General features: G+C 72.2%; 17 protein-coding genes. 5 read left to right on the top strand and 12 right to left on the bottom strand.

What is annotated here, in order from left to right:
- Position 1: 1 nt before the first annotated feature.
- Positions 2-1,294, bottom strand: a complete 1,293-nt coding sequence (locus UA74_RS18865) for an ABC transporter substrate-binding protein (protein ID WP_075765024.1) — start codon at positions 1,292-1,294, stop codon at positions 2-4.
- A gap of 743 nt (positions 1,295-2,037) precedes the next feature.
- On the opposite strand from UA74_RS18865, the gene UA74_RS18860 reads away from it, so the two are divergent.
- Positions 2,038-2,826, top strand: coding sequence for an IclR family transcriptional regulator (locus UA74_RS18860; protein ID WP_075741445.1), 789 nt, complete (start codon positions 2,038-2,040; stop codon positions 2,824-2,826).
- A 166-nt stretch (positions 2,827-2,992) separates the two neighbouring features.
- Here UA74_RS18860 and UA74_RS18855 read toward each other — a convergent pair whose 3' ends face one another.
- The 9 genes from UA74_RS18855 to UA74_RS33000 all read right to left on the bottom strand — a co-directional run bounded on the left by UA74_RS18855 (position 2,993) and on the right by UA74_RS33000 (position 12,689).
- On the bottom strand, positions 2,993-3,496 hold the full coding sequence (locus UA74_RS18855; protein ID WP_232237326.1) for an IclR family transcriptional regulator: 504 nt from the start codon (positions 3,494-3,496) through the stop codon (positions 2,993-2,995).
- An 848-nt stretch (positions 3,497-4,344) separates the two neighbouring features.
- A complete protein-coding gene (locus UA74_RS18850) occupies positions 4,345-5,088 on the bottom strand; it encodes a maleylpyruvate isomerase family mycothiol-dependent enzyme (RefSeq protein WP_075741444.1) in 744 nt (247 codons plus the stop codon).
- Between the two features lie 223 nt (positions 5,089-5,311).
- Positions 5,312-6,553, bottom strand: coding sequence for a hydroxyacid dehydrogenase (locus UA74_RS18845; protein WP_083683345.1), 1,242 nt, complete (start codon positions 6,551-6,553; stop codon positions 5,312-5,314).
- The gene (locus UA74_RS18840; protein ID WP_075765022.1) at positions 6,550-7,590 is read right to left on the bottom strand and encodes a dihydrodipicolinate synthase family protein; all 1,041 of its coding nucleotides are present in this window, start codon (positions 7,588-7,590) and stop codon (positions 6,550-6,552) included. The genes UA74_RS18845 and UA74_RS18840 overlap by 4 nt, the downstream gene beginning before the upstream one ends.
- Complete coding sequence (locus UA74_RS18835; protein WP_075765019.1) at positions 7,590-8,612, bottom strand: NAD-dependent epimerase/dehydratase family protein; 1,023 nt, start codon at positions 8,610-8,612, stop codon at positions 7,590-7,592. The genes UA74_RS18840 and UA74_RS18835 overlap by 1 nt, the downstream gene beginning before the upstream one ends.
- 9 nt (positions 8,613-8,621) lie before the next feature.
- Entirely contained in the window at positions 8,622-9,515 is an 894-nt protein-coding gene (locus UA74_RS18830; protein ID WP_083683343.1) for a carbohydrate ABC transporter permease, read from the bottom strand.
- Positions 9,515-10,405, bottom strand: a complete 891-nt coding sequence (locus UA74_RS18825) for a carbohydrate ABC transporter permease (RefSeq protein WP_075741441.1) — start codon at positions 10,403-10,405, stop codon at positions 9,515-9,517. Before UA74_RS18825 ends, UA74_RS18830 begins: the two co-directional genes overlap by 1 nt.
- Before the next feature lie 84 nt (positions 10,406-10,489).
- Positions 10,490-11,731: an ABC transporter substrate-binding protein gene (locus UA74_RS18820; RefSeq protein ID WP_075743972.1), complete on the bottom strand. Its 1,242-nt coding sequence runs from the start codon at positions 11,729-11,731 to the stop codon at positions 10,490-10,492.
- 52 nt (positions 11,732-11,783) lie between these two features.
- Complete coding sequence (locus tag UA74_RS33000; protein ID WP_075741440.1) at positions 11,784-12,689, bottom strand: Gfo/Idh/MocA family oxidoreductase; 906 nt, start codon at positions 12,687-12,689, stop codon at positions 11,784-11,786.
- A gap of 127 nt (positions 12,690-12,816) precedes the next feature.
- Here UA74_RS33000 and UA74_RS18810 point away from each other — a divergent pair, with 127 nt between their 5' ends.
- Together UA74_RS18810 and UA74_RS18805 are read left to right on the top strand one after the other, a co-directional pair.
- Positions 12,817-13,791, top strand: coding sequence for an amidohydrolase family protein (locus tag UA74_RS18810; protein ID WP_075741439.1), 975 nt, complete (start codon positions 12,817-12,819; stop codon positions 13,789-13,791).
- Entirely contained in the window at positions 13,788-14,507 is a 720-nt protein-coding gene (locus tag UA74_RS18805) for an amidohydrolase family protein (RefSeq protein WP_075741438.1), read from the top strand. Before UA74_RS18810 ends, UA74_RS18805 begins: the two co-directional genes overlap by 4 nt.
- A gap of 326 nt (positions 14,508-14,833) precedes the next feature.
- On the opposite strand, the gene UA74_RS18800 is transcribed toward UA74_RS18805, so the two are convergent.
- The gene (locus UA74_RS18800) at positions 14,834-15,799 is read right to left on the bottom strand and encodes a hypothetical protein (protein ID WP_075741437.1); all 966 of its coding nucleotides are present in this window, start codon (positions 15,797-15,799) and stop codon (positions 14,834-14,836) included.
- A gap of 253 nt (positions 15,800-16,052) precedes the next feature.
- Between UA74_RS18800 and UA74_RS18790 the strand changes: the two genes are divergently transcribed.
- Positions 16,053-17,285: a helix-turn-helix domain-containing protein gene (locus UA74_RS18790; protein ID WP_083683340.1), complete on the top strand. Its 1,233-nt coding sequence runs from the start codon at positions 16,053-16,055 to the stop codon at positions 17,283-17,285.
- Positions 17,286-17,357: 72 nt separating this feature from the next.
- Positions 17,358-18,638: a dihydrodipicolinate synthase family protein gene (locus UA74_RS18785; protein WP_075741435.1), complete on the top strand. Its 1,281-nt coding sequence runs from the start codon at positions 17,358-17,360 to the stop codon at positions 18,636-18,638.
- Between the two features lie 169 nt (positions 18,639-18,807).
- Here the strand turns inward: UA74_RS18785 and UA74_RS18780 are convergent, their stop codons facing one another.
- Positions 18,808-20,961 carry an outer membrane protein assembly factor BamB family protein gene (locus UA74_RS18780; protein ID WP_157434296.1) on the bottom strand — a complete coding sequence of 718 codons (2,154 nt, stop codon included), beginning with the start codon at positions 20,959-20,961 and terminating at the stop codon, positions 18,808-18,810.
- Positions 20,962-21,366: the final 405 nt, after the last annotated feature.

Below are 21,366 nucleotides of genomic sequence, written 5' to 3'. Positions count from 1 at the left end.
GTCAGAGCTGCCTCTGCCGTGCGTCGCGGACCAGGAAGTCGTCGAACTCCTCGGAGGCGTCCCGCGCGGAGGCGGCCACGTCGTCGCCGAGGATGCTCGCCACGATCGGCCGCCCGACGATGTCGCGGGCCCGGCCGACCTGGACGACGTCGGGGCGGTCGGCTCCCACTCCGGTCGCGATGCCCGCGGCCATCGACTCTGCGAGATCCGGCGGGAAGGAGGCGAGACTCTCCTGGTCCGCCCAGGCCGAGTCCCTGGCGCTGGGCACGCCCTCGTTCTGCAGCCGCAGGGTCATCTCGGGGCCGCTGGCCCAACGGATGAACTCCCAGGCGGCGTCTCTGCGTTCGGAGAACACGTTGATGGTCAACCCCCAGGACGGGATGTTGAAGGGACGGGAACCCGCAGGCCCCGCCGGGAAGGCGGCGAAACCGGTCCGGTCACCGACCAGTGAGGTCGCCGGGTCGATGAAGTTCTGATAGACCGCGTCGGCGTCGATCGCGAAGACGGCCTTGCCCTGGGCGAAGATCGGCGTGATCTGCTCCAGGGTCATGTTGGTCGAGCCGATCGGTCCGGTCTCGCGCAGCAGCCGTCCGTAGTACTCGTAGGCGGCCAGCGCCTCCGGCGTGCCGACACCGGAGCGGCCGTCGACGATGAAGTCGCCGCCGAAGGAGTACAGGTAGCTGGAGAACATGCTCACCGCGCCCGCCCGCTGACCGCGACCGGTGAAGCCGTGCAGGCCCGCGCCGGGGTCGTGCAGCCTGCGGGCCGTCTCCAGCATCTCGGTGAGCGTGGTCGGCGGCGCGTCGACGAGGTCGCGGCGGTAGTACAGCGTCGGTCGTTCGGTGACCACCGGGACGCCGAAGACCCGGCCGTCGATCGTCACCCGGTCCTTCGCCGCGTCCTGGACGTCGGCCCAGTCGTAGTCGTCGTCCTCGGCCAGGAGGTCGTCGAGTTCGGCGAGCCAGCCGTTGCGGGCGAACAGGAGCTGTTCCTGAAGCGGCCGGTACATCATGACGTCGAGGTCCGGGGCGCTGGCGTTCAACTTGACGTTGTAGGTGTTCGACAGCTGGTCGGAGGTCATCGTCGAGACCAGCACCCGGCGCCCGGCCAGATCCTCGAACTCGCCGATCTTCGAGCGAACGGCGTCGGTCCACACATGATTGACCATGGCCACCCGCAGCGGTCCGTTCGCTCCGCCGCTCGACCGGCCGCAGCCTGCGAGCCCGAGTGCGCTCGAACTCAGCACCGCGCTCAGACCCAGTATTCGCAGGGCGTCGCGTCGCTTCAGCATCATTGCCTCCAGCTCAGTTCACTGCCGATCGCGCTCCGGCCGCGGGCCCGCGAGCGTCGTCGCTCCGGCCCGGTGCGGGCCGGGTGAAGCGGGTGGTCGTCCTCGGCGGGCCGTCGACTCGTGGTCCTGGTCGTCGGCGGCTCGTCGGGCCGGGCGGTCGTCGTGGCAGGCGCGTCATCGCGCCGGTTCGTTGCGTCGTGTCTGCGTCGTGTCACCGCGTCGAGCGGTACGGGAGCGGTGCAGGCTCGGCGGGATGTCGGGGCCTGCTCCTCGGAGAGGTGGGGGGAACGTCGACGGCGGCCCCGTCAGTACGGTCGGACGTCGCGTCCGCTGCGGGATCCTCGGTCGGTGTCGTCGTCCGGCGGGGCAGGACGGGGTCGCCGCCTGCCCGCCGGTCACGGCGTCGGTTGCACCGGTTCGGCGCCGAGCCCGCCGAGTGCCTCGCAGCCGGTCGATCGTGCGGACGGAGTTCGCGGCGCCGCCCGGTGCGAACGCGGCATCGGGTGTGTGCGGGGGATCGGGTTCGAGCCAGGGAGTCGACGGCGACCGCGCGGCTGCCTGCGCCGACCGGTCCTCGGTTCGAGGATGACGTCGGACATGTGTCCTCCATTCGCCGCTGCCGCCGACATTGACCACATATGTGAACCATGGTCAGATTTCTGGAAGATACGGCATCGATCGGTGCGGCGAAAGAGTCTCGCGGTCCGGTCGGGACCGGCGACATCGCGAGACGAGGAGCACCTCTCATGGCACTGGAGTCCGGCGGCGGGCCGCACCATCCGGTCAAGTCCGCGGATCGTGCCCTGGAGATCCTGGAATGCCTCGCCGAGCACGGCGAACTGACGCTCGGCGAGCTGCGCGGGCGCCTCGGCTTCCCGAAGTCCAGTCTGCATGCCCTGCTGCACACCCTGCTTGACCGGCGGTGGGTCGCCCAGGACGGTTCCCGCACCCGCTTCTCCCTCGGCGTCCGCGCCCTGCAGATCGGCACCGCCTACGTCGACGCCGATCCGGTGACCTCCCGGTGTCAGGGGGCGCTCGACGAGATCGCGCAGCTGACCGGGGAGGCCGTTCATCTGGGCAGGCTGGACGGCGCCGACGTCGTCTATCTCGCCAAGCGGGAGTCGGTGCATCCACTTCGGCTGTATTCGGCCATCGGCCGCCGACTGCCCGCCCATGCGACGGCGCTGGGCAAGGCGATGCTGGCCTGCCTGGCGCCTGCGGAGGTCCGACGCATCGTCGGCCCCAGCCCCGAGGCACTCACCGCCGACACGCAGACCGACGTCGACGCGCTGCTCGCCGAGCTGGCGCTGGCCGCCGAGCGCGGCTGGGCGAGCGAGCACGAGGAGAACGAGCCGGGCGTGTCGTGCATCGCGGTTCCGCTGCGCTTAGGCCAGGAGACGCAGGACGCGCTGAGCGTGACCGCGCCGCTGGCCCGGTGGGACGACACCACCACCCCGCAGATCATCGCCGCGTTGACCAGGGCAAGAGACGAGCTGGAGCGCTTCGCGTCGCCGCATCGGCGCGGAGCCTCGTAGTCGGGGCGTCGTAGTGGAGACGTCGTAGCTGGGACGTCGTAGTCATCGAGCCGCACTCGGGGAGGCGTCGAGCGTCCGGACCCGAGGTCGGCGACGGCGTCCGCTCCGCCCTGCCGGTCGACGGCCGTCCCGCCGCAGGCGAGCGAGCACACTTCGACCGACGTCGTCAGCTCAGGCTTCTGCTGATGCCGTGGGCGGCTACCTTGAGGGCCGCGACTAGTCGATTCCTGTCGCGGCGGAGGCTGCGGACCACGATTCCCAGCGCGGCGATGACGTGGGTGCCCTGGTGGAGGGGCACGGCTACGGAGCAGGCGCCGAGCGCCATCTCTTCGACGGTGGTCGCGTAGCCGTTGGTCACGATGTCTTTCAGCTGGGTGCGCAGTCTGCCGGGCTGGGTGATGGTGTGGACGGTGACCGGGGTGAGGGAGCCGAGTACCGCAGACTGGACCTCGTCCGGTGCATGCGCAAGCAGCACCTTGCCGACGCCGGTGGAGTGCAGGGGCAGCCGCGAGCCGATCGTGCTGACCACGGGTACGGAGCGGCGGCCTGCCAGTCGGTCTACGTAGAGGACCTGGGTGCCGTCCCGGACGGCCAGGTGGACGGTGTCCAGGGTCGCGGCGTAGAGATCGTGCAGGAAGGGCGATGCCACCTCGCGCAGGTCGGTCGGCATCGGCGCCAGTATTGAGACCAAGGTCCACCAGCCGCCGCAGTCGGTCTCGCCATTGCGCGGGATGCACCCGGAGTGCAGTGACCCGGACAGAATGCGCTCCGGCCGCCCATCCCGGATGAGGCGCCCGTCTCGCCAGGTCAGTGCGGAACCACCGTCGTGGTGCGGGCCATCGAGCGCGGTGCCCAGGACTCCGGGCCTGATCGTATCGGTCGCAACTGGCCAATCTGACGAGGTCGGGCGTCCGTATGTCATGCGGATGGCATCGATGCCATCCGCCTCCGGCTGCCTGGCTGGCTGCCTGGCACGGACCTTGGCGAAGCCGGTCGGCTCGTCCCGCCACGGCGCTCGCGGACTCCGAGTCCCCCGGCGCCGCCGATCGATGCGGACGCCGTTGAAGCGACTGCCGACGACGCTCCTTCCCACCGGCCCGCCCGGCTAGGGGGTGATCATGAGTACGCGGCGCGCGAGCATCGGGATGTGCTTCGATCGGACCTTCGCACCCTCGAAGGTCACCGAGTTCGCCCGCAGGCTGGAGGCGGGCGGGGCCGCGTGCCTATTCCGCGCTGCCACCCGCCACGTTGTCCGGTGACGTCTCGACACCCTGATCACACCGCACGGCCTCGTGCGCAGCCCGAGCGGCGCGAGGCCGCGAGCCTGCCCTGCGGCTCGGACCGAGCCCCGCCCGGCGAGAGCGGCCGTTCCCGCCGGGTTCCCCGAGTCCGGCGCAGTGTCCTCGCGGACTTCCGATCCGACGGCGGCCGGGGTCGGTGGCATGGTCGAGGGCGCGCAGCCTGCGTTGCTGACCATCGTCGGCACCAGGAGCGCCCGCAGCGGCGGGCCCGCGCGGCTCACGTGCTGGTGAGGTCGCGCCAGCGGTGCGCCAGGGTCACGTCGCCGCTGATCCGCACCGTCTCCAGCGGGAGCCGGTTCCACAACACCAGGTACAGCTCGGCCGCCGGGCCCTCGTAGGTGCAGTCGACGACGGGCGACTCCTCGGCGGTGCGCTCGGTGCGGGGCGGTTCGTCGGAGAGACGCACGATCCAGTCCGCGTCGGCGACGTCGGTGGCCCGCACCCGCAGCGTTCTCGGCGAATCGGTGCGCACTGGGCTCCGTCGTCGCCCGTGGAATCCCGCGAGCAGCTCCTCGATACCGCCCGCCGCGAAGCGGGGTCGCATCGGGGAGATCGGGCGGCCGAGGGCGGTCTCGACGTCCACGCGGTGCACGGCGGTCTCGTAGGCCTGGCGAGTCGCCCAGAACACCAGCGGGGAGGGCGCGGGAAGGAAAGTCCAGCAGGTCAGGTCGGGCGGTGCGGCGGCCAGCGTCATCAGCAGCCGATCATGGCCCTCGGTCAGCCAGGGGACGAGTGCGTCGTCAGCCAGCGCCGGCGGCTCCGGCAGCGCCACCGGATGCTCCCGCCGCTCGGCCACGAATCCGGTGGCCCAGCGGTGAACGACGCCCAGGTGCCGGACGAGGTCACGCACCAGCCACCGAGGGCAGCCGGGCACGGGCGCGTTCGGGTCGGTATGGCGGGCGACCTCGGCGAACAGCCTGCCCTCGTGCCGCAGCGTCTCGAGGTAGTCGGTGATCTCCACCGGTCCGACTATGCCTGCGCCGTGGCTGCGATGACAGTGGCCGAGCGGCAGGCGATCACCCTGCGGCGCGGCGTGAGGTCTCGGACCGATGAAACGGCTGCTCCCGATGCGGGCACGGGGGGCGAACGCGGTGATCGGCCTGGGTGTCCCGAGCCGGGGACACACCGGAGACGCGGCCGGGCGCGCGCGGCGGGCGGGCCGGCCGCGCGGCGCCCGTGCCTGCTCACCCGATCCGGTGCCAGTCCGCCGCCGTCACCTCGTGCCGCAGCGTCTCGCCGCGAAGGAACCGCGCGACCTCCGAGACGACGAGGTCGCCCTGGCGTCGTCGGGCCTCGACGGTGCCCGCCGCCTCGTGCGGGGTGAGCAGCACGTTCGGCAGGTCTCGCAACGGATCGTCCTCGGCGAGCGGCTCGTCGTCGAAGACGTCCACGGCGGCGTCGATCCGGCCGGTGCGCAGCTGGTCCAGCAGCGCGACCGGGTCCACCAGCCAGGACCGGGCGGTGTTGACCAGGCCTGCGCCGTCGGGCAGCAGCGCCAGCTCTCGCGCGCCCATCAGGTGTCTGGTCTCCGGCAGCACCGGAGCGTGCAGGGCGACGATCCTGTTCTCGGTGAGCACCTCGTCCAGCGATGCGGCCCGCACGCCCAGCTCCTCGGCGTCGGCCTCGGTCAGGTACGGGTCGGCGACGGTCACCGTCGCCCCGAGCAGCCGCACCAGTCGGATGTACTCCCGTCCGGTGCGGGACGCCCCGACCACGCCGATCCGGCTGGCCGCCAGCTCGTGCCGGGGCGGTGCGTCCTTCGCCCTCGCCCACCCGACGCCCGCGTGCAGCGCGTGGTCGAAGCGTGGCAGCCGATGCAGCAGCGCGAGGGTGAAGGCCAGGGCGACCTCGCCGACCGGGTAGGCCATCGCCGCCCCGGCCTGCGTCACGCGGACGCCGCGCCGCCACACCGCGTCGGTCACGAAGGGCTTCACCGTGCCGCCGGTATGGGCCACGAGTTCGAGCTGCGGCGCCCGCGCCAGCGTCTCCTCGGTGAGGACGGGCGCGCCCCAGCCGGTGATCAGCACCCGCGCGTCCGCAGGCAGCGGATCGGACTGGGCCACGATGCGCAGCGTGCCGAGCCCGGCCAGCGTGGCAAGCGTGCCGAGGTCGTCCGCTGTGCCGACGTCCTCCGCGCCGGTTCCCGACCTGCCGAAGACCGGCGACCGTTCCTCGGGCTCGCCGGAGCCTCGGGCTCGGTCTTCGCGGGGATTCTCCTCGGCGTCCCTGCCCGTGCCGCCTCGCGTCCGGGCTCCGATCTCGCCTGCGTCGGACGCCCGCTCGTCGCCGAGGCCCGGCCCGGGTCCGTCCGCTCCGTCCACACCGGACTGCGCGGTCTCGCCCTCGACCCGGCCGCGCCCGCCCGCCGCTCCCGCGCCGAAGAACGCCTCGCGCCACCGCCGAGGCACCGCCACCACGATGCTCATCGCAGCCACCGATCCCGGTTCTCGGCGACGAAGTCGTCGTCGAGCAGCCACGGGTACGCCGTGCGGACCCGGTCGATCTCGGCCGCCTGACCGGGGGAGAGGTCCTCCGCCGGATCGAGACACCAGGTGCCCGCCAGCAGACCCTGCCCGCGCAGCACCTCGTGCACCCCGGCGATGCAGCCGTGGAACGCGTTGTGCACGTCGAAGACCGCGCCGTTGGCGTCGGTGAGCTGCGGGGCACGCTCGACGGCCAGCCGCAGGGCAGCGCCGTCGCCCTGTCTGGCCCGGCGGGCCAGCTCCCAGGTGTGCACCGCGCCCGCCGTCCACACCGCCCACTGACCCAGCAGGCCGCCCACCACCCGGCCCCCGGCGCCGCCGAGGAGATCGAGCAGGATGCTGTCGTCATTGCCGGTGTACAGCGCCACCTCGCCGCCCCGATCGGAGGCGGCCAGCCCCCTGGCGACGTCCAGGGTGCGGTAGCGGTCGAATGGCGCCGCCTTGATCGCCACCACCTGCGGCAGGTCGGCGAGCCGTCGCCAGAAGTCCACCGACAGCCTGCGCCCGCCCACCGCCTCCTGGAGATAGAAGCCGATCACCGGGAGCACCTGTCCGACGGCGGCGGCCCGGTCGATCAGCGCCGCCTCGTCGAGCCGATCGAGCCCGCCGGGGGAGAGCAGCACCGCGTGATAGCCCAGGTCGGCGGCCAGCTCCGCCTCGGCAACGGCCTGCTCCACCGGCCCGCAGGCGCCTGCGATCCGCAGGAACGGGCGGTCGCCGACGTGGGCGTCCATCGTCTCGGCGGCCAGCGCCAACACCGGGCGCAGCAGACCGATCGACGGCTCGCGGATCGCGAACTGGGTGGTGTGCACGGCCACGGCGAGCCCGCCCGCACCCGCATCGACGTAATAGCGGGTCAGCGCGCGTTGGCGACGCTCGTCCAGTCGGCGGTCGGCGGTCAGCGCCAGCGGATGCGCGGGGATCACCGTCCCCTCGGCCAGCAGGGCGGCCTCGGCGGCGGGCAGGGTGGTCGTCGTCATCAGAACCGCCCGTCGCGACGCTGGAACTTCGTCGGCTTGTCCCAGAGCGTTCCGCCTGCGGCGATCCACCCGGCCTGCCAGTCGAGCAGCGTGCCCAACGCCACGTCGGGATAGCCGAACAGGGCGTGGCAGCGGCCCGCGTCGTTGAGCAGCGCGCTGGGTGCTTCCATACCGGTGAACTCGGCTGCGACGCCGAGCCGTTCGGCGAGTCCGAGGGCGATCCGGCGGGTCGATGCGGTCTCCGGCCCGGTCAGGTTGAGGATCAACGGCGGGCTGCTCGCCCTGGTCAGCGCGCGCAGCGCGACCTCGTTGGCGTAGCGCTGCCAGACGACGTTCACGTGGGAGGTCGTGACGTCGACCGGCGCCCCGGCGGTCAGGGCTCTGGCGATGTCGGCGAGCACCCCGTAGCGGGGTTCGACGGCGTAGTTCAGCCGCAGCACCGCGATCCGGGTTCCTCTGGTGTCCGCCGCGTGCTCCAGGACGCGCTCCCGGCCGAGGCACGCCATCGCGTACTCGCCGACCGGGTCCGGTGCGTCGTCCTCGGTGCAGCCGCCGGTGGCCACCGGAACCAGCGGATAGACGTTGCCGGTGGAGAACGCCGTGATCGCGCTGTCGGCATAGCGGCGGGCGATGAGGGCGGGCAGTGCGGCGTTGACGGCCCAGGCGTGGTGCGGGGCGGCGGCGCTGCCGAACTTGGCGCCCACCATGAACACCACGTTCGCGGCCTCGGGCAGCGCGGTCAGGTCGGCGTCGAGCGTCAGGTCGGCGACGACCGGATCGACGCCCGCCGCCCGCAGTCGGTCGGCGACGGCGGCGTCCGACCAGCGGGACACGGCGTGCACCCGCAGGTCGCTGCGGCCTGCCTCGTCGGCGGCCCGCCGCGCCATCCGGCACAGCGTCGGTCCCATCTTGCCGCCCGCGCCCAGCACCACCAGGTCGCCCGGCCACTGGGCCGCCTCGGCGACCAGCGCGGCCGACGGCGCGGACAACGCCGTCTCCAGTGCGGTCTCGTCGGTGAACATGTCGCTCCTCTATCCCTTGATTCCCACGGCCACGGCGTTGTCGGTGATGTAGCGCTGGCCGACGAGGTAGGCCAGGAAGATCGGCACGAAGGCCACCACCGAGCCCGCGAACACTTGCGACAGCGGGATCTGTTCCGCCTGGAGGGAGGCGATGCCGGTGGTGAGGGTGCGCATCGCCGGGTCCTGGCCGACCAGCAGCGGCCACAGGAAGTCGTTCCAGTGCCACAGGAAGACGAAGATCCCCAGCGTCGCCAGGATCGGCTTGCACAGCGGCAGCACGATGCGGGCGAAGATCCGCCAGTCGCCGCACCCGTCGATGCGGGCCGCCTCGATCAGATCGTCCGGGATGCCCATGATGAACTGGCGCATCAGGAACACCGCCTGCACGTTGGCCAGTCCCGGCAGGATCAGCCCCCAGTAGGTGTCCACCCCGCCCGAGCGGGCGACGAGGATGAATAGCGGGATCAGGGTTACCTGGTAGGGCACCATCAGCATGGAGACCAGCGACCAGAACATCACCTCGCGGCCCTTGAACCGCCGCTTGGCGAAGGCGTAGCCCGCCATCGCCGAGATCAACAGGATCAACACCACCGACACCAGGGCGTAGACCAGCGTGTTGACCATCCACCGCCACACCTCGGGGGTGGCGAAGATGCGGGCGAACGACTCGCCGGAGAGGTCCCACGGCACCAGGCTCGCCGGGAACTCGATCGCGCCGGGCCTGCGCAGCGACAGGACGACCATCGCGTAGAGCGGGAACATCGTGACCAGCGCGCACACCGCCGCGATGAGGTGGGTGAGCACCTTGGCCAGGCCTCGGGGCGCGAACGGGTCGCCCGTGGCGGTGGGCGCGCGGGTGGCCGACGGCCTGGTCAGGCCGGTGATCGTGTCGACGACGGACATCAGGACTCCCTGCCCAGAGTGGCGCGCTGGATGAGGGCGATCACGAGCGTCAGCACGAACAGCACCACGCCGATCGCCCCGGCGTAGCCGAAGTCGAAGTTGACGAAGCTCTCCTGGTAGAGGTCGAACACCAGTGAGTAGGTGGCGTCCACCGGCCCGCCCGAGGTCATCACGTAGATGGTGTCGAAGGCCTGAAAGGAGAACGTCGTCTCGATGATGACCAGGAAGAACACCGCTGGCCGCAGCTGCGGGAGCACCACGTGGCGGAAGCGACGCCATGGCCCCGCGCCGTCGACGACGGCGGCCTCCTCCAGTTCGCGGGGCACCTCCTGGAGTCGGGCCAGGATGATCAGCACGCCGTAGCCGAACCGCGTCCACACCCCCACCAGCGCCACGGCGGGTAGGGCGAAGGTGCCGCTCTCCAGCCAGTCTGTGACCGGGAAGCCGAAGGCGCTCAGCACCGTCGACCACGGGCCACCGCTGGAGAAGATCCAGGTGAACACGACGCCGGCCAGGATGAGACTCGTGACCACCGGCAGGAAGAAGATCGACCGGTACAGCCGCGCGCCCCGGAAGGCCCGTCGGGTCAGCAGCGCCAGGCCGGTGGCGGCGGCGATGGTCAGCGGCACCGAGATCAGCGTGTAGACCAGCGTCACCCGTAAGGCGTTGAGGAAGCCGGGATCGGCGATGAGCCGCTGGTAGTTGAGCAGGCCCTTCCACTCCAGGTTCCCGCCGACGGTGTAGTTGGCGAAGCTCAGCAGCACGCCTGCGATGGCGGGCCCGAAGCGGAACATCAGGAACAGCAGGAAGCAGGGCAGGACGAAGCCGAGCCCGATCCAGCCGGGGGAGAGCGATCTGCCGCGTCGGGCGCGGCGCTCGATGGTCGTCATGGGGACGAAAGACTCCTCGTGGCGAGGCGACGGTGATCCGTCTCCGGACACCGGATGCGGGATTGAGCGACGAGGCCGGGCGGGTCAGCCGGCCAGCAGCGGCTCGGCGACCTGCGCCGCCTCGGCGAGCGCCTCCTGCGGGGACTGCTCGCCGAGCAGCGCGGACTGCACCAGCGGCGCCACGATCTGGAGCACCTCGCGGTAGCGGGAGTTGGGCTCCCCCGGCGTGGTCAGCTCCAGGTACTGCTCGGCCTCGGCGAGCACCGGATCGTCGGGGTAGAGGTCGGTCACCGACTCTCGCGGGGAGAAGTACCCGGCGGCCCGGTTGTAGTCGGACATGACCTCGGTGCTGGTGAGGTAGGCCATCCAGGTCCGGACCGCGTCGGGGTCCCGCGCCTCGTGGAAGACGGCGTAGCCGCCGACCGTCCCGTAGGCGGTCTGGACGGCCCCGGTCAGCGGCGGCGTGATGTGCAGGTGCTCGCTGCCGCCCATCGCCGCGGCCGCCTCGGTGGGGCCCATGTTGTAGACACAGGCGACCCGCCCCCGCGCCATCGGCGACTGGTCGGGCTGGTAGGCCTGGGTCAGCGCGGAGCGGTCGACATACTCCTCGTCCACCAGGGTCTTGAGGAACTCCAGCGCGGCCACGCCTTCCGGGCCGTCCAGGGCGAGATGCTCGCCGTCCTCGGTGAAGACCGTGCCGCCCGCCTGCCACAGGTACTGGTAGAAGTTCATGTTCAGCGCGGCCTGGAGATCGCCCTGGTAATGGGTGGCGTAATAGCCCGCCTCCCGTAGCACGGGCGCGATCTCCAGCAGCTCCTCCCAGGTGCGCGGCGGCTCGACGCCGGTCGCGTCCAGCACTCGCTGATCGCAGGAGCCGACCAGGGCGCTCATCAGGATCGGGGCGACATATGGGGTTCCGTCGATGCTCAACGCCGCCAGCGCGTTGTCCCGATAGTCCGTCATGGTGTCCTCGGGCAGGAAGTCCGAGATCGGGGCCAGGACGTCCTGGGCGTGGTAGCGGCCCACCTGGTCGGGGATGAGATAGCCGACGTCGGGCCCCTTGCCCGCCAGCAGGGCGGTGGTGAGGGTGGCGTCCCGGTTGGACCACGGCTGCGAGACGACCTCCACCCGGATCTCCGGATGCCGCTCGCGGAAGCCCGCCACGGTGCGAGCCCAGAACTCCCGGTCCGCCGCCGGGTCGGTGATGACCGGGTACGTCCACATCGTGACGGTGTCTCGGCCGTCTGCCTGCTGCCCGCAGCCGGTGAGCAGACCGCACACCGAGACCACCGCCGTCAGCACCGCCGCGAGTCGTGTCGCTCGCATGACCACCACCTCCCAATTACGGACAAGACCGTATATTCGAGGTGGTGAGGCGTCAAGAACGAGCCGTCTCGGCGGCCAGGATCGCCGTGTGCAGCACGGCGCGGCTGCGGGCCCACGCCACCTCGCTCGGGGCGCCGCCTGCCATCCGCAGCACCGCGCGCATCGTGCCGCGATAGCCCAGCGCCTCCAGTGGATCGGCGCCGTCGAGCACGGCCTCGACCCGGCCCGTCCTCGTATGCAGTGTGACGGCGTAGCGCTCCGCCGCCCCGACGCCCACCACCTCGACGGTCGCAGGCAGGTCGTCGGGCCCGCGCAGCAGCAGGACGCCGACATCCTCGGAGGCCGTGTCGTGCATCCTGGTCGCGCCCACGCCCGCGACGGGGGCGAGGCCCGTCGCGGGCCGGAGCACCGCGTCCAGCATCTCGATCCCGTGCAGCCCCACCGAGATCAACGTCCCGCCGCCGGTCGCGGGGACGTCCTGCCACCGTCGCTCCGGAGTCAGGAACGCGCCGATGTCGTGGGCCACCTCGGCGCGGGCCGTCAGGACGTCGGCAGGCTCGATCCGGGCGGACAGCGCGGCCACGGCCGGGGCGAAGCGCAGCACCGACGTGGTGAGGAACCGGTCCGGCGCCTGCGCCACGGCCGCGTCCAGTGCGTCGAGCCCGCGCTGGTCGGCGGTCAGCAGCTTGTTGCCGAAGCAGGGCACGCCCGCCGCCAGCACCCGGCCGACCGCGTCCGCCGCAGCGGCGGGCCGCACCGTCACCACGACGACGTCCGGACGGGCGGCCAGCAGCGCGGCGGGGGAGGCGGCCACCCGGCAGGCGTGCTCGGTGCGGAATCGGGCCAGCCGAGCGGGCTCGTCGGACCATACGACGACCTCGTCGACGCCGAGGGAACGCGCGACGCCTGCGTCGGTGAACGGGTGGGAGTGGGCCAGGCCGAGGAATCCGATGCGCATGGCGGCAGTATCACCGCGAGGCCCCGCGCCCGGGGAGTCCTGGCCGGGCCTCGGCCGTCGCATCCTGTCGCCGAGTCGGCCGGGCGGCCCCGAATGATGCGGTCCGCGCGGCTGCTATTTTCCGGTCGTGACCGCAACGGTGTCCGAGGGCGGGCAGGGCGACGGGCCCGCGTTGTTCGACTGCGACCTGCTGCTGGGCCGACATCCGAGCAGCGCGACGGAGTCCAGCCCGGCCTCGCTTCTCGCGCGGCTCGCCGACCTCGGCGCGATCGGCGGGCTCGTGTGCTCGCTGCGCGCCGCGACCCTGCAACTGCGCGCCGGGAACGACGAGGCGCTGGCCGCAGCGCGCGAGCAGCCGAGCCTGGTCGCGGCGGGCACGCTCGACCTGCGTGATCCTTACGCGTCCCTCGCCGAGATCGAGCGTCTCGCCGCCGTCGGGGTCCGCGCCTTCCGTCTGCTGCCGGATGCCCAGCACACGCCGCCGACCGCGCCCGGCCTGCGCCGAATCGCCCGTGAACTCGCCGCCCGAGGCCTCATCGCGCTGGTCGAGGGCGATCTCCGGGTGGTCTGGCCGCCCTTCGCGGGGCTCGATGCCCGGGTGGTGCTGCTCGACGCGCACGCCTACCACCTCGGCGACCTCCGACTGCTCTGCGAGGACGAACCCGGCTTCCATGCGAGCACCCGCCAACTCGTCGGCCCGGACTCCCTGGAGCGCCTCGCCGCGACGGTGGGGGCCGACCGCCTGCTCTTTGGTACCGCGAGCCCGGTCTTCGACGCCGAGCCGGTGGCGTTGCGGCTGCGACGATCCGGGCTGTCCAGGGCCGAGGCGGCGCTGATCGGCGCGGGCAACGCGGCGCGACTGTTCGGCCTGCCCGCGACGCCGGGAGCCGCACTCGGCACGGGCGAGGCCTCGTCGGGTGCGGCCTCGGTGGGCGTGGCATCCGAGGGCGCGGGCCCGTCGTCCGAGCAGCGACGGTCCGCAACGGACTACGGCCCGCCGAACCGGCCCGCGCCGCCCCTGCCCCAGCTCGGCCGGTCAAACCCGCCCGTGCAGCAGGCCGCCAAGCCCGTGCCTGCCTCGGAACCCGGCGGCGCGCGGTGATCGTCGACGTGCACGCCCACGTCGGCGACCAGCCCTTCGACTGCGAGGTGGGCGACCTCGCCGTCACCAGCGCGGTGCTGGACCGGCACGGCATCGACTGCCAGCTGGTCTCCCACACCGAGGCGATCTTCTACGACGCCGTGGCCGGAAATCGGGCACTGGCAGGCCTGCTGCCCCGCGAGCCTCGGCTGCGCGGCATGGTCGTCATCGACCCGCGACGCCTCGCCTCGGCCCGTCGCGACCTGCGTGACCTGCTCGGGGCGGGCTTCGTCGGCGTCAAGATCCATCCGCCGCTGGCGCACGTCCCCATCGCGGCGCCCGAGATGCGGGCGGCGCTGGAACTGGTCGCGGAGCACGACGTCCCCGTGCTGGTGCACACCTGGGGCGAGGACCTGCTCGACCTGGCCGGAGTGGTCGCGGAACTGCCGGGGCTACGGGCGATCGCCGGGCACATGGGCGGCCCGGCCTGGCGGCTCGTCCCGGAGGCCGCCGCGCGGTGCGACCGGCTGTGGTTCGAGCCCAGCCTGTCGCGCGCGCCCGGCGGTCGAGTGCGCTGGGTGCGGGATCGGATCGGCGTCGACCGGCTGTTGTTCGGCACCGACGCCACCCTCACCGATCCCGCCTCGGCTCTCGGTGCCGTCGAGGCCGCGCGGCTGCCCGCCGACGAGCTCGCGGCGGTCCTCGGCGGCAACGCTCGACGTCTCTTTCGGCTGTGACCCGGTGCGACGCGCGGCGGCGGCGATCACCGGCAGCGCGACCGGGCCGCCGCCTCGGCCCGGCGGGGCGAACGGACCGGACACCCGGAACAGGGTCGCCCGGTCCGTGCGCGCCTCTCGTGAACACCGGCCGACGTGTCGATCACGTCGGCCGAACGGCGGCCCTAGAGCCTGTCTTTAATCCCCGCTTCCTGTTGCGCGGGGCAGGCGTGGCGATCAGCGGCGTTGTCGTCGGTCACCATAACTCCGTTATGGCTCCCTCCCCCGCCGTGCACCTCATCCACGCCGATCCCCGCTCACGACGGAGGAGGATCAAAGACAGGCTCTTAGAAGGCGCTGATCTGGAACACCCCGATGTCGTCCGCCGAGGTGCCCTGATCCGGGACCGTCTCGTTCAGCGAGGCCTCCACCGCGACCCAGCCGTGGAATCCGCCGTCGCTGTCGATGATCTGCATCATCGGCTTGACGTGCGAATTGCCGGTGTAGCAGTGCTCCCCTCGGCCGTCGGCCAATGCGGTCCGCCAGTGCCAGAGGGTGTCCCGCCGATCCGTCGCGGTCGGGTTGGCGGTGGCCAGGTAGTACTCGGTGGCCGGCGTCCGCCCGCCCAGGCAGCGCGCGCTGTCACACCGCTGCCAGTCCCGCATCCAGAACGGGCTGCCCGATCCCTCGTCGAGGTAGGGCGTTCCCGCATCGGTCTTCCAGAGGTGGTAGTCGTGATCGAGCGCGGTGTGGTCGTAGGCGGCGATCTCCGCCATCGAGGCGCGGTCACTCCACGCCGCGTTGCTGCCGTACCCGTAGCCGTGCGTCGCGCCGAACGAGCTGCCTCGGAAGCCCAGCGCGGCCAGCCTGCCGTCGATCGGCTCGCTCACCGTCCACTCCTCCCACCCCGCGCCGACCCAGGTGATGCGCAGCACCGAACCGGTCACCGTGTAGGTGCCCTCCAGCCGCTGAGGCGGCGAGGAGGCCTGGAAGCCGTTGGCGGTGTGCACCTCGCACGCCCGCGCCACGCAGTCCACGCCGCGCACGCCGGTTCCGGTCCGCCGCACGCGATTGCGCTGACTCCAGTGGAAGTGCGACTCGAACACCTCGCCTGCCGCAGTGAGCGAGTAGTTGCCCAGCCGGACCCAGTTCTGTCGCGATCCGACGTCCAGGCCGCCGATCGCCACCACGAACCGGTGCATCCCCGCCGGGGCACCGGACTGGGCGACGGCCGAGGGCGCGAGCGTGAGCGCGGCGAGCGCCGTGGCCAGTGCGGTGGCGAGCAGTCCTCGCCAGAATCGGGATCTTCTCATCGATGACCTCCGGTGAGTGGGGTGAGACCCTGCCGAGGCGGCGGGGCCGGGTACGAGGTGGAATCGGCCGAGCCTGCGCCGAACGACGGTCAGTCGAAGGCGGCGGAGCCGAACGAGACCGGGCCGGAGCGGCCGGGCCGAGCCGAGTCGACGTGCCTGGCAGACGTCCGCCGTTCGTGTCGATCGCGCGCCGGTCGAGTGACCGTCGGCAGGCCGTAGAATCTCCCGACGTGATCGAGGGCGAGGGGGCGTCGTGGGTGGACTGACCATCGGGGTGGTCGGGCCGGGCGACCTGGTCGATCCGATCGCGGACGTCGCGGAGGACGGCCGACGAAATCGCGTGGTGCGGATCGCCTACCAGCATGAGGACGACGCCGTGCGGCTGGTCGCCGAGCATCACGACGAGGTCGACGCCTGGCTGTTCACCGGTGTGGTGCCCCACACCGTCGCCGAGGCCGCCGATGTCGTCGGACATCCGGCCGAGCACGTCTCCTACAGCGGCGTGACGCTGCTCAGCGACGTCATCCGGCTGCTGCGCGACGGCCGGGAGATCCGGGCGTTGAGCGTCGACACCCTGGAAGCCGCCGAGGTTCGCGAGACCCTGGCCGCCGCGGGCCTGGAGACGACGGCGACGGAGATCCTGGAGTATCGCTTCGGCCAGACCGGTCAGGACGTGGTGGCCTTCCACCGCAGGGCCGTCGAGCGGCTCGGCCCGGACACGGTGATCCTCACCTGCCTGGGCTCGGCCTTCACGGCGCTGCGCTCCGAACACCCGACGGTGCGGATGGTCCCCTCGCAGCGGGACACCCGCGAGGCGGTCGCGTCGCTGGTCCTCAAGACCCAGAGTCACCGCTACTCGGACGCACAGGTCGCCGTCGGCCTCGCCGAGATCGACGGCGACGACGCGCCGCTGACCGGGCTGTTCAGCCGCCTCGGTGCCAGCCGATTCCAGCTGGGCGAGGGACGGTCGGCCTTCGTCACCACCCGAGGCCCGCTGTGGACGGTGACACACCGGTTCACCCGGCTGCCGGTGCTCGCGGAGCTGGCCGAGCACGCCACCCGCGTGCACGTGGGCATCGGTATCGGACGGTCGGCGATGGCCGCCGAGTCGGCGGCCCGCACCGCGCTGGGCAAGGCCGTCGATGCGGGCCCCGTCGCCGCCTCCCTCGTCCTGCCCAACGAGGCGCCCAGAATGCTGTACGCCCAGGAGGCGGGACCCGCTCTCGTCGAACCGGCCGCAGATCTGCGGCAGCTCGCCGGTCGGGCGGGGGTGAGCACGCGGACGCTGCTGGTCATCCGCGATCTCCTCGAGCGCACTGAACGGGCCGAGGTCACCGCACACGACGTCGCCGAAGCCTTCGGCATCCACGAACGCAGCGCTCGGCGACTGGTCAAGCAGTTGGAGCGGGCGGGCATCGCGGTGCCGAGCGGCAGGCGGATCAGCGGACCGGGCCGACCGCTGGTCGTCTACGAACTGACCCTCTGAGAATCCGTCGGGCTCTGGTAGAGAGTCCAGATGGCGACACAGCAGACCCCGTCGACCCTGCGGAGCTCGACGATGCCACGGCAAGCGCGGCCGCTGCCTGCGACCGAGGCCCTGATCACGGCGTTGCGTCATCGCCTGCTGCCCGCCGTGCTGACCCCGATGTCCGCCGACGGCCGGGTCGATCTCGCCGAGCTGGAGCGCTATGCGACCCGGCTCCTCGGGGACGGCCGAGGCGGCGCAGCCTGCGGCGCGGCGCCGCAGCGGGCGTCGGAGATGCGCACGCGCCCGGCGGGCCGGGGTGCGCCGTCCGACGGCGTGGTCCGCGACGCCGGAGCAGGCGCAGGGGGGCCGCGCAGCTCGGATGCGGCTGCCCTCGGCGGTTCCGGCGCGGACGGCGGCGGAGGGCTGAGCCCGGCGGCGCGCGATCAGTCCGATGTGGACGGCGGCGAGCACGGCGAGCCCGATGCCGAGGGAGCCTCGCGAGGAGAAGGGGACGCCTGCGGCCTCGGCGACGCCGACATCCTGGGCGGCGTCGCCGTCTGGGCGCACACCGGGCGCGGTCTGCGCTTGGCCCGCCCCGACCGGCTGCGGGTGCTGGACACCTTCCGCCAGGCGACGGCCCTGCCGATCGTCGCGGGCGTCGGAGTGCCCGCCGAGGGCACCGGCACCTCGGCGGACGAGACCGTGCGGATGGCGGTGGACGCCGCCGAACACGGCGCCGACGCGGTGATGGTCTACCCCCCGTCCGCCCTGCGGGGATCGGTCCACCGGGACGCCGAGGTGCTGCGGCTGCACGAGCGCGTCGCCGAGGCCGTCGACCGGCCCGTGATCGGGTTCTACCTGCACGGCGAGGCAGGCGGCTACGAGTATCCGCCGTCGCTGCTCGCCGAACTGTCGGCGCTGCCCGCCGTCGCGGGCGTGAAGCTGGCCACCCTGGACCGGGCGATGGCCTGCCAGGACGCCATCGGCGAGATCCGGCGGCACGACCGGCTCGCGATCACCGGCGAGGACCGAATGTTCGGGCCGTCGCTGATGTGGGGCGCCGACACGGCCCTGGCGGGCATCGCCGCCGCGCGGCTGGACCTGACCGCCTCGGTGCTGCGGTCCTGGAACGACGGTGCGCATGCGGCCTTCCAGCGGGATTCGGCCGCGTTGGACCGGTTCGCCGCCGTGACGTTCCGCTCGCCCATCGAGGGATACGTACAGCGCATGTTCTGGGCGGCGGTCCATGAGGGTCTCCTCTCCGAGCACGCCGCGCACGATCCGTTCGGCCCACCACTGCCGCCGCACGAACGACACGCCGTGTCGGCCTGTCTCGATGTGCTCCCGGCTCGGAGCCGAGCGGCCGACTAGGCCCGGGCGGCCGGGCGAGTCGGCCGCCCGGCACCCGGGCGCGGTCTGCGGCGGAGGGCGTCCCGGCGTCCCGGCGTCCCGCGTCCGCCGCCGGGGCGAGAGCGCGCAGGACGCCGTTCGAGGCGGGGCATCCCCGTCGCTCCGGCGCCGCCCGGCCCGCGTCGACCGGTCAGCTCGGCCGGTACCGCAGCAGTTCCGCCCCGTCGTTGGCGAAGACGTCACCGTTGGAGTGCACGAACATCCGGTAGACGTCCCGATCGCTCAGGACTTCCAGACTCCCGTCCGCCGCGTCGATCCTGGCCAGTCCCACGCCGGGCATCGAGGCGTAGAGACTGCCGTCGACGGCGTTGAAGTCCAGGTCGGCCAAGGCGTAGCCGCCGTCGACCGGCCAGGAGTACTCGGCGTGTCGCTGCGAGCCGAGCAGCGTCCCGTCGGTCGGGTCCACCTGGAACACCAGCCCGGCGGTGACGCCCCACAGCCTGCCGTCGTCGTCGAAGGTCAGGTCGGACACGGTGCGCTCGGCGGACACCGGAACCGTCTCCCACAGCTTCTCGCCGCTTGCCACGTCCCAGGCCAGCAGTCGCGCGTCGGTCTCGGTCTCCACCGCGCCGTACCCGCCGTAGACGGAGGTGCCGAGGTAGAGCACGCCGTCGCGATAGGCCAGTGCCATCACGCTCTGGTCGGTCACCAGGTCGGAGTGCACCTCGCTCAGGCCGGCGGCGGTGTCTTGCAGCACCAGGGAGCCGCCGAGATAGCCGCTCTTGTTCACCGTGCCGATCGCGATGGTGTCCTCGCCCGCCTCGACGAGTGCGAAGGTCCGATCGCCGAAGGAGTCGTCGCCGTTGAGGACCTCGGCGGGGTTGATCTTCCCGCCGTCGTCGATGTTGGCCCACTCCCAGGGCTGGTCGCGGTCCCATTCGTAGACGCGGCCTCGTGGGTAGGCGCCGAGGTACACCCCGTCGTCGGTGGTGAGCATGCCCATGACCTCGGAGAAGCGCTCCGACTCCAGCACCTCGCCCGTCTCGGCGTCGACCATGGCGAAGGCGCCGGTCCCGGTGCCGCCGGTGAGTACCGAGCCGTCCGGTCCCTCGGCCAGCGACCGCATCCGGACCGGGTTCAGCTCGATGTCGGAGGCGAAGAGCCGATGGGCGCCGGTGGTCGGGTTGAACCAGAAGACCTCGCCGGTGAGCAGCAGGCCGATCACGGACTGGCCGGGGAACTCGGGGTCGGCCAGCTCGCCGAGTCCGAGCGAGCGGAGCTGCGCGGTGTAGGGGAAGACCAGCTCGGTCGGGGCGGCCTCGCCGGTGGCGATGTCATAGCCGGTGAGCACGCCGTCCTGGGAGAAGTACACCCGCCCGTCCTCGGCGGCGGGCGTGACGTCCAGACCGCTGACGCCGGGGAACTGCGCCAGCCATTCCCCGCTGGTCAGGTCGCGGACCAGCAGGGTGCCGTTGAGCCCGGTCTTGGTGACGCGGACGAAGAGCAGGTCGCCGACCACGTTGACGTCGTAGACGACCTGATCGAGATCGGTGCCCTCGGGCAGCGCGACCTCCTCGCGGTCCCCGCTGACGACGTCGATCGCCACCAGGTGCGCGTGCGGCTGCGTGCCGGTGAACAACGTGTCGCCGTACAGGCCGACGCTGCGGACATAACTCTGTCCCTCGGCGACGGTCCCGTAGTCGCGCAGCTCGGCGGTGGCCGGGTCGTAGCGGAAGGCCTTGCCGTTGGGGTAGGTGCCGCCGTAGACGACGCCCGCCTCGTCGAACGCCAGCTTGTAGAGGTGGCTCTCGGAGGGGAAGAGTCTGCCGTGGTCGTCCAGTTCGTCGGAGCCGGGCTCCCAGCGCAGCAGCCTGCCCGCGCTGGTGGTCGCGATCCAGACCCCGCCGTCGGGCGCCACCGCCACGCCGTAGGAGTGCGCGCCCCGGCCGAGGTCGATGCTGTGCTTGACCGCTCCGGTGTCCCCGTGCAGCACGGAGAACACGCCCATGTTGTCATCGCGGCTGGACACCGTGTAGATCTCCGGCGTGCCGTCCGCCGCGATGCCGACGGCTCCGCCGATCGTGGTGGTGGCCAGCATCGGCGTGCCGAGCGAGACCACCTCCGCGGCATCGGCGGACACGGCGGGGACCGACGGTGCACGATCGTCGCCCGGCGTCGGTGCGGACCGTGTCGGGCCTGCCGTCGCCGGATCGGGGACGGCCAGCGCGGGCTGCGCCGAGACGGCTGCCGTGGCGGACAGCGCGAGGATCGCCGCGAAGGCGGCGGCCGTGCGGCGCGGGCGCCGGGGCACGCCGAGGGCTCCTGGGCGTGAGGGGATCGGCATGGCTGGCTCTCCCTTGTGTGACGACGGCTGCGCGCCGACGGCCTTTAAGGACGGGACCGAAATTAGCCACGCTTCGGCGGGGAAGTCAAGGAATCGGGCTGTGCAGGAGGGGTCCGGGATCTGCGTCGAGCGCGGGTCGATCACGGTTCCTCGGCGCCGTCCGTTGTGGACGAACGCGGCCGATCGCATCCCGCATCGCTCTGCCGCAGATCGCGATTCCTCGGCACCCGGTCGACCATCACCCCGACGGCACCGAATCATGATCGATCGTGTGATGGCAGGTGGGGGAGTGCCTCGTTAACTTGGTCTTGTGGGGCCGGTACGGCAACCGGTCGTTCGGACTCGGACCCGGCCGAGTTCTCGTGTCGTACCAGGTGATCGGCCACCTGCCCGTGCCGTCGGGCC

This window comes from Actinoalloteichus fjordicus (genome assembly GCF_001941625.1).
Taxonomy (GTDB): Bacteria; Actinomycetota; Actinomycetes; order Mycobacteriales; family Pseudonocardiaceae; genus Actinoalloteichus_A; species Actinoalloteichus_A fjordicus.
This window is presented reverse-complemented; position numbering and strand designations above follow the sequence as displayed.

Bases quoted from the DNA above. Each gene is read 5' to 3' on its own strand.
- UA74_RS18865 (WP_075765024.1), bottom strand. From the start codon at position 1,294: ATGATGCTGAAGCGACGCGACGCCCTGCGAATACTGGGTCTGAGCGCG.
- UA74_RS18860 (WP_075741445.1), top strand. From the start codon at position 2,038: ATGGCACTGGAGTCCGGCGGCGGGCCGCACCATCCGGTCAAGTCCGCG.
- UA74_RS18855 (WP_232237326.1), bottom strand. From the start codon at position 3,496: ATGCCGACCGACCTGCGCGAGGTGGCATCGCCCTTCCTGCACGATCTC.
- UA74_RS18845 (WP_083683345.1), bottom strand. From the start codon at position 6,553: ATGAGCATCGTGGTGGCGGTGCCTCGGCGGTGGCGCGAGGCGTTCTTC.
- UA74_RS18840 (WP_075765022.1), bottom strand. From the start codon at position 7,590: ATGACGACGACCACCCTGCCCGCCGCCGAGGCCGCCCTGCTGGCCGAG.
- UA74_RS18835 (WP_075765019.1), bottom strand. From the start codon at position 8,612: ATGTTCACCGACGAGACCGCACTGGAGACGGCGTTGTCCGCGCCGTCG.
- UA74_RS18830 (WP_083683343.1), bottom strand. From the start codon at position 9,515: ATGTCCGTCGTCGACACGATCACCGGCCTGACCAGGCCGTCGGCCACC.
- UA74_RS18825 (WP_075741441.1), bottom strand. From the start codon at position 10,405: ATGACGACCATCGAGCGCCGCGCCCGACGCGGCAGATCGCTCTCCCCC.
- UA74_RS18820 (WP_075743972.1), bottom strand. From the start codon at position 11,731: ATGCGAGCGACACGACTCGCGGCGGTGCTGACGGCGGTGGTCTCGGTG.
- UA74_RS33000 (WP_075741440.1), bottom strand. From the start codon at position 12,689: ATGCGCATCGGATTCCTCGGCCTGGCCCACTCCCACCCGTTCACCGAC.
- UA74_RS18800 (WP_075741437.1), bottom strand. From the start codon at position 15,799: ATGAGAAGATCCCGATTCTGGCGAGGACTGCTCGCCACCGCACTGGCC.
- UA74_RS18785 (WP_075741435.1), top strand. From the start codon at position 17,358: ATGCCACGGCAAGCGCGGCCGCTGCCTGCGACCGAGGCCCTGATCACG.
- UA74_RS18780 (WP_157434296.1), bottom strand. From the start codon at position 20,961: ATGCCGATCCCCTCACGCCCAGGAGCCCTCGGCGTGCCCCGGCGCCCG.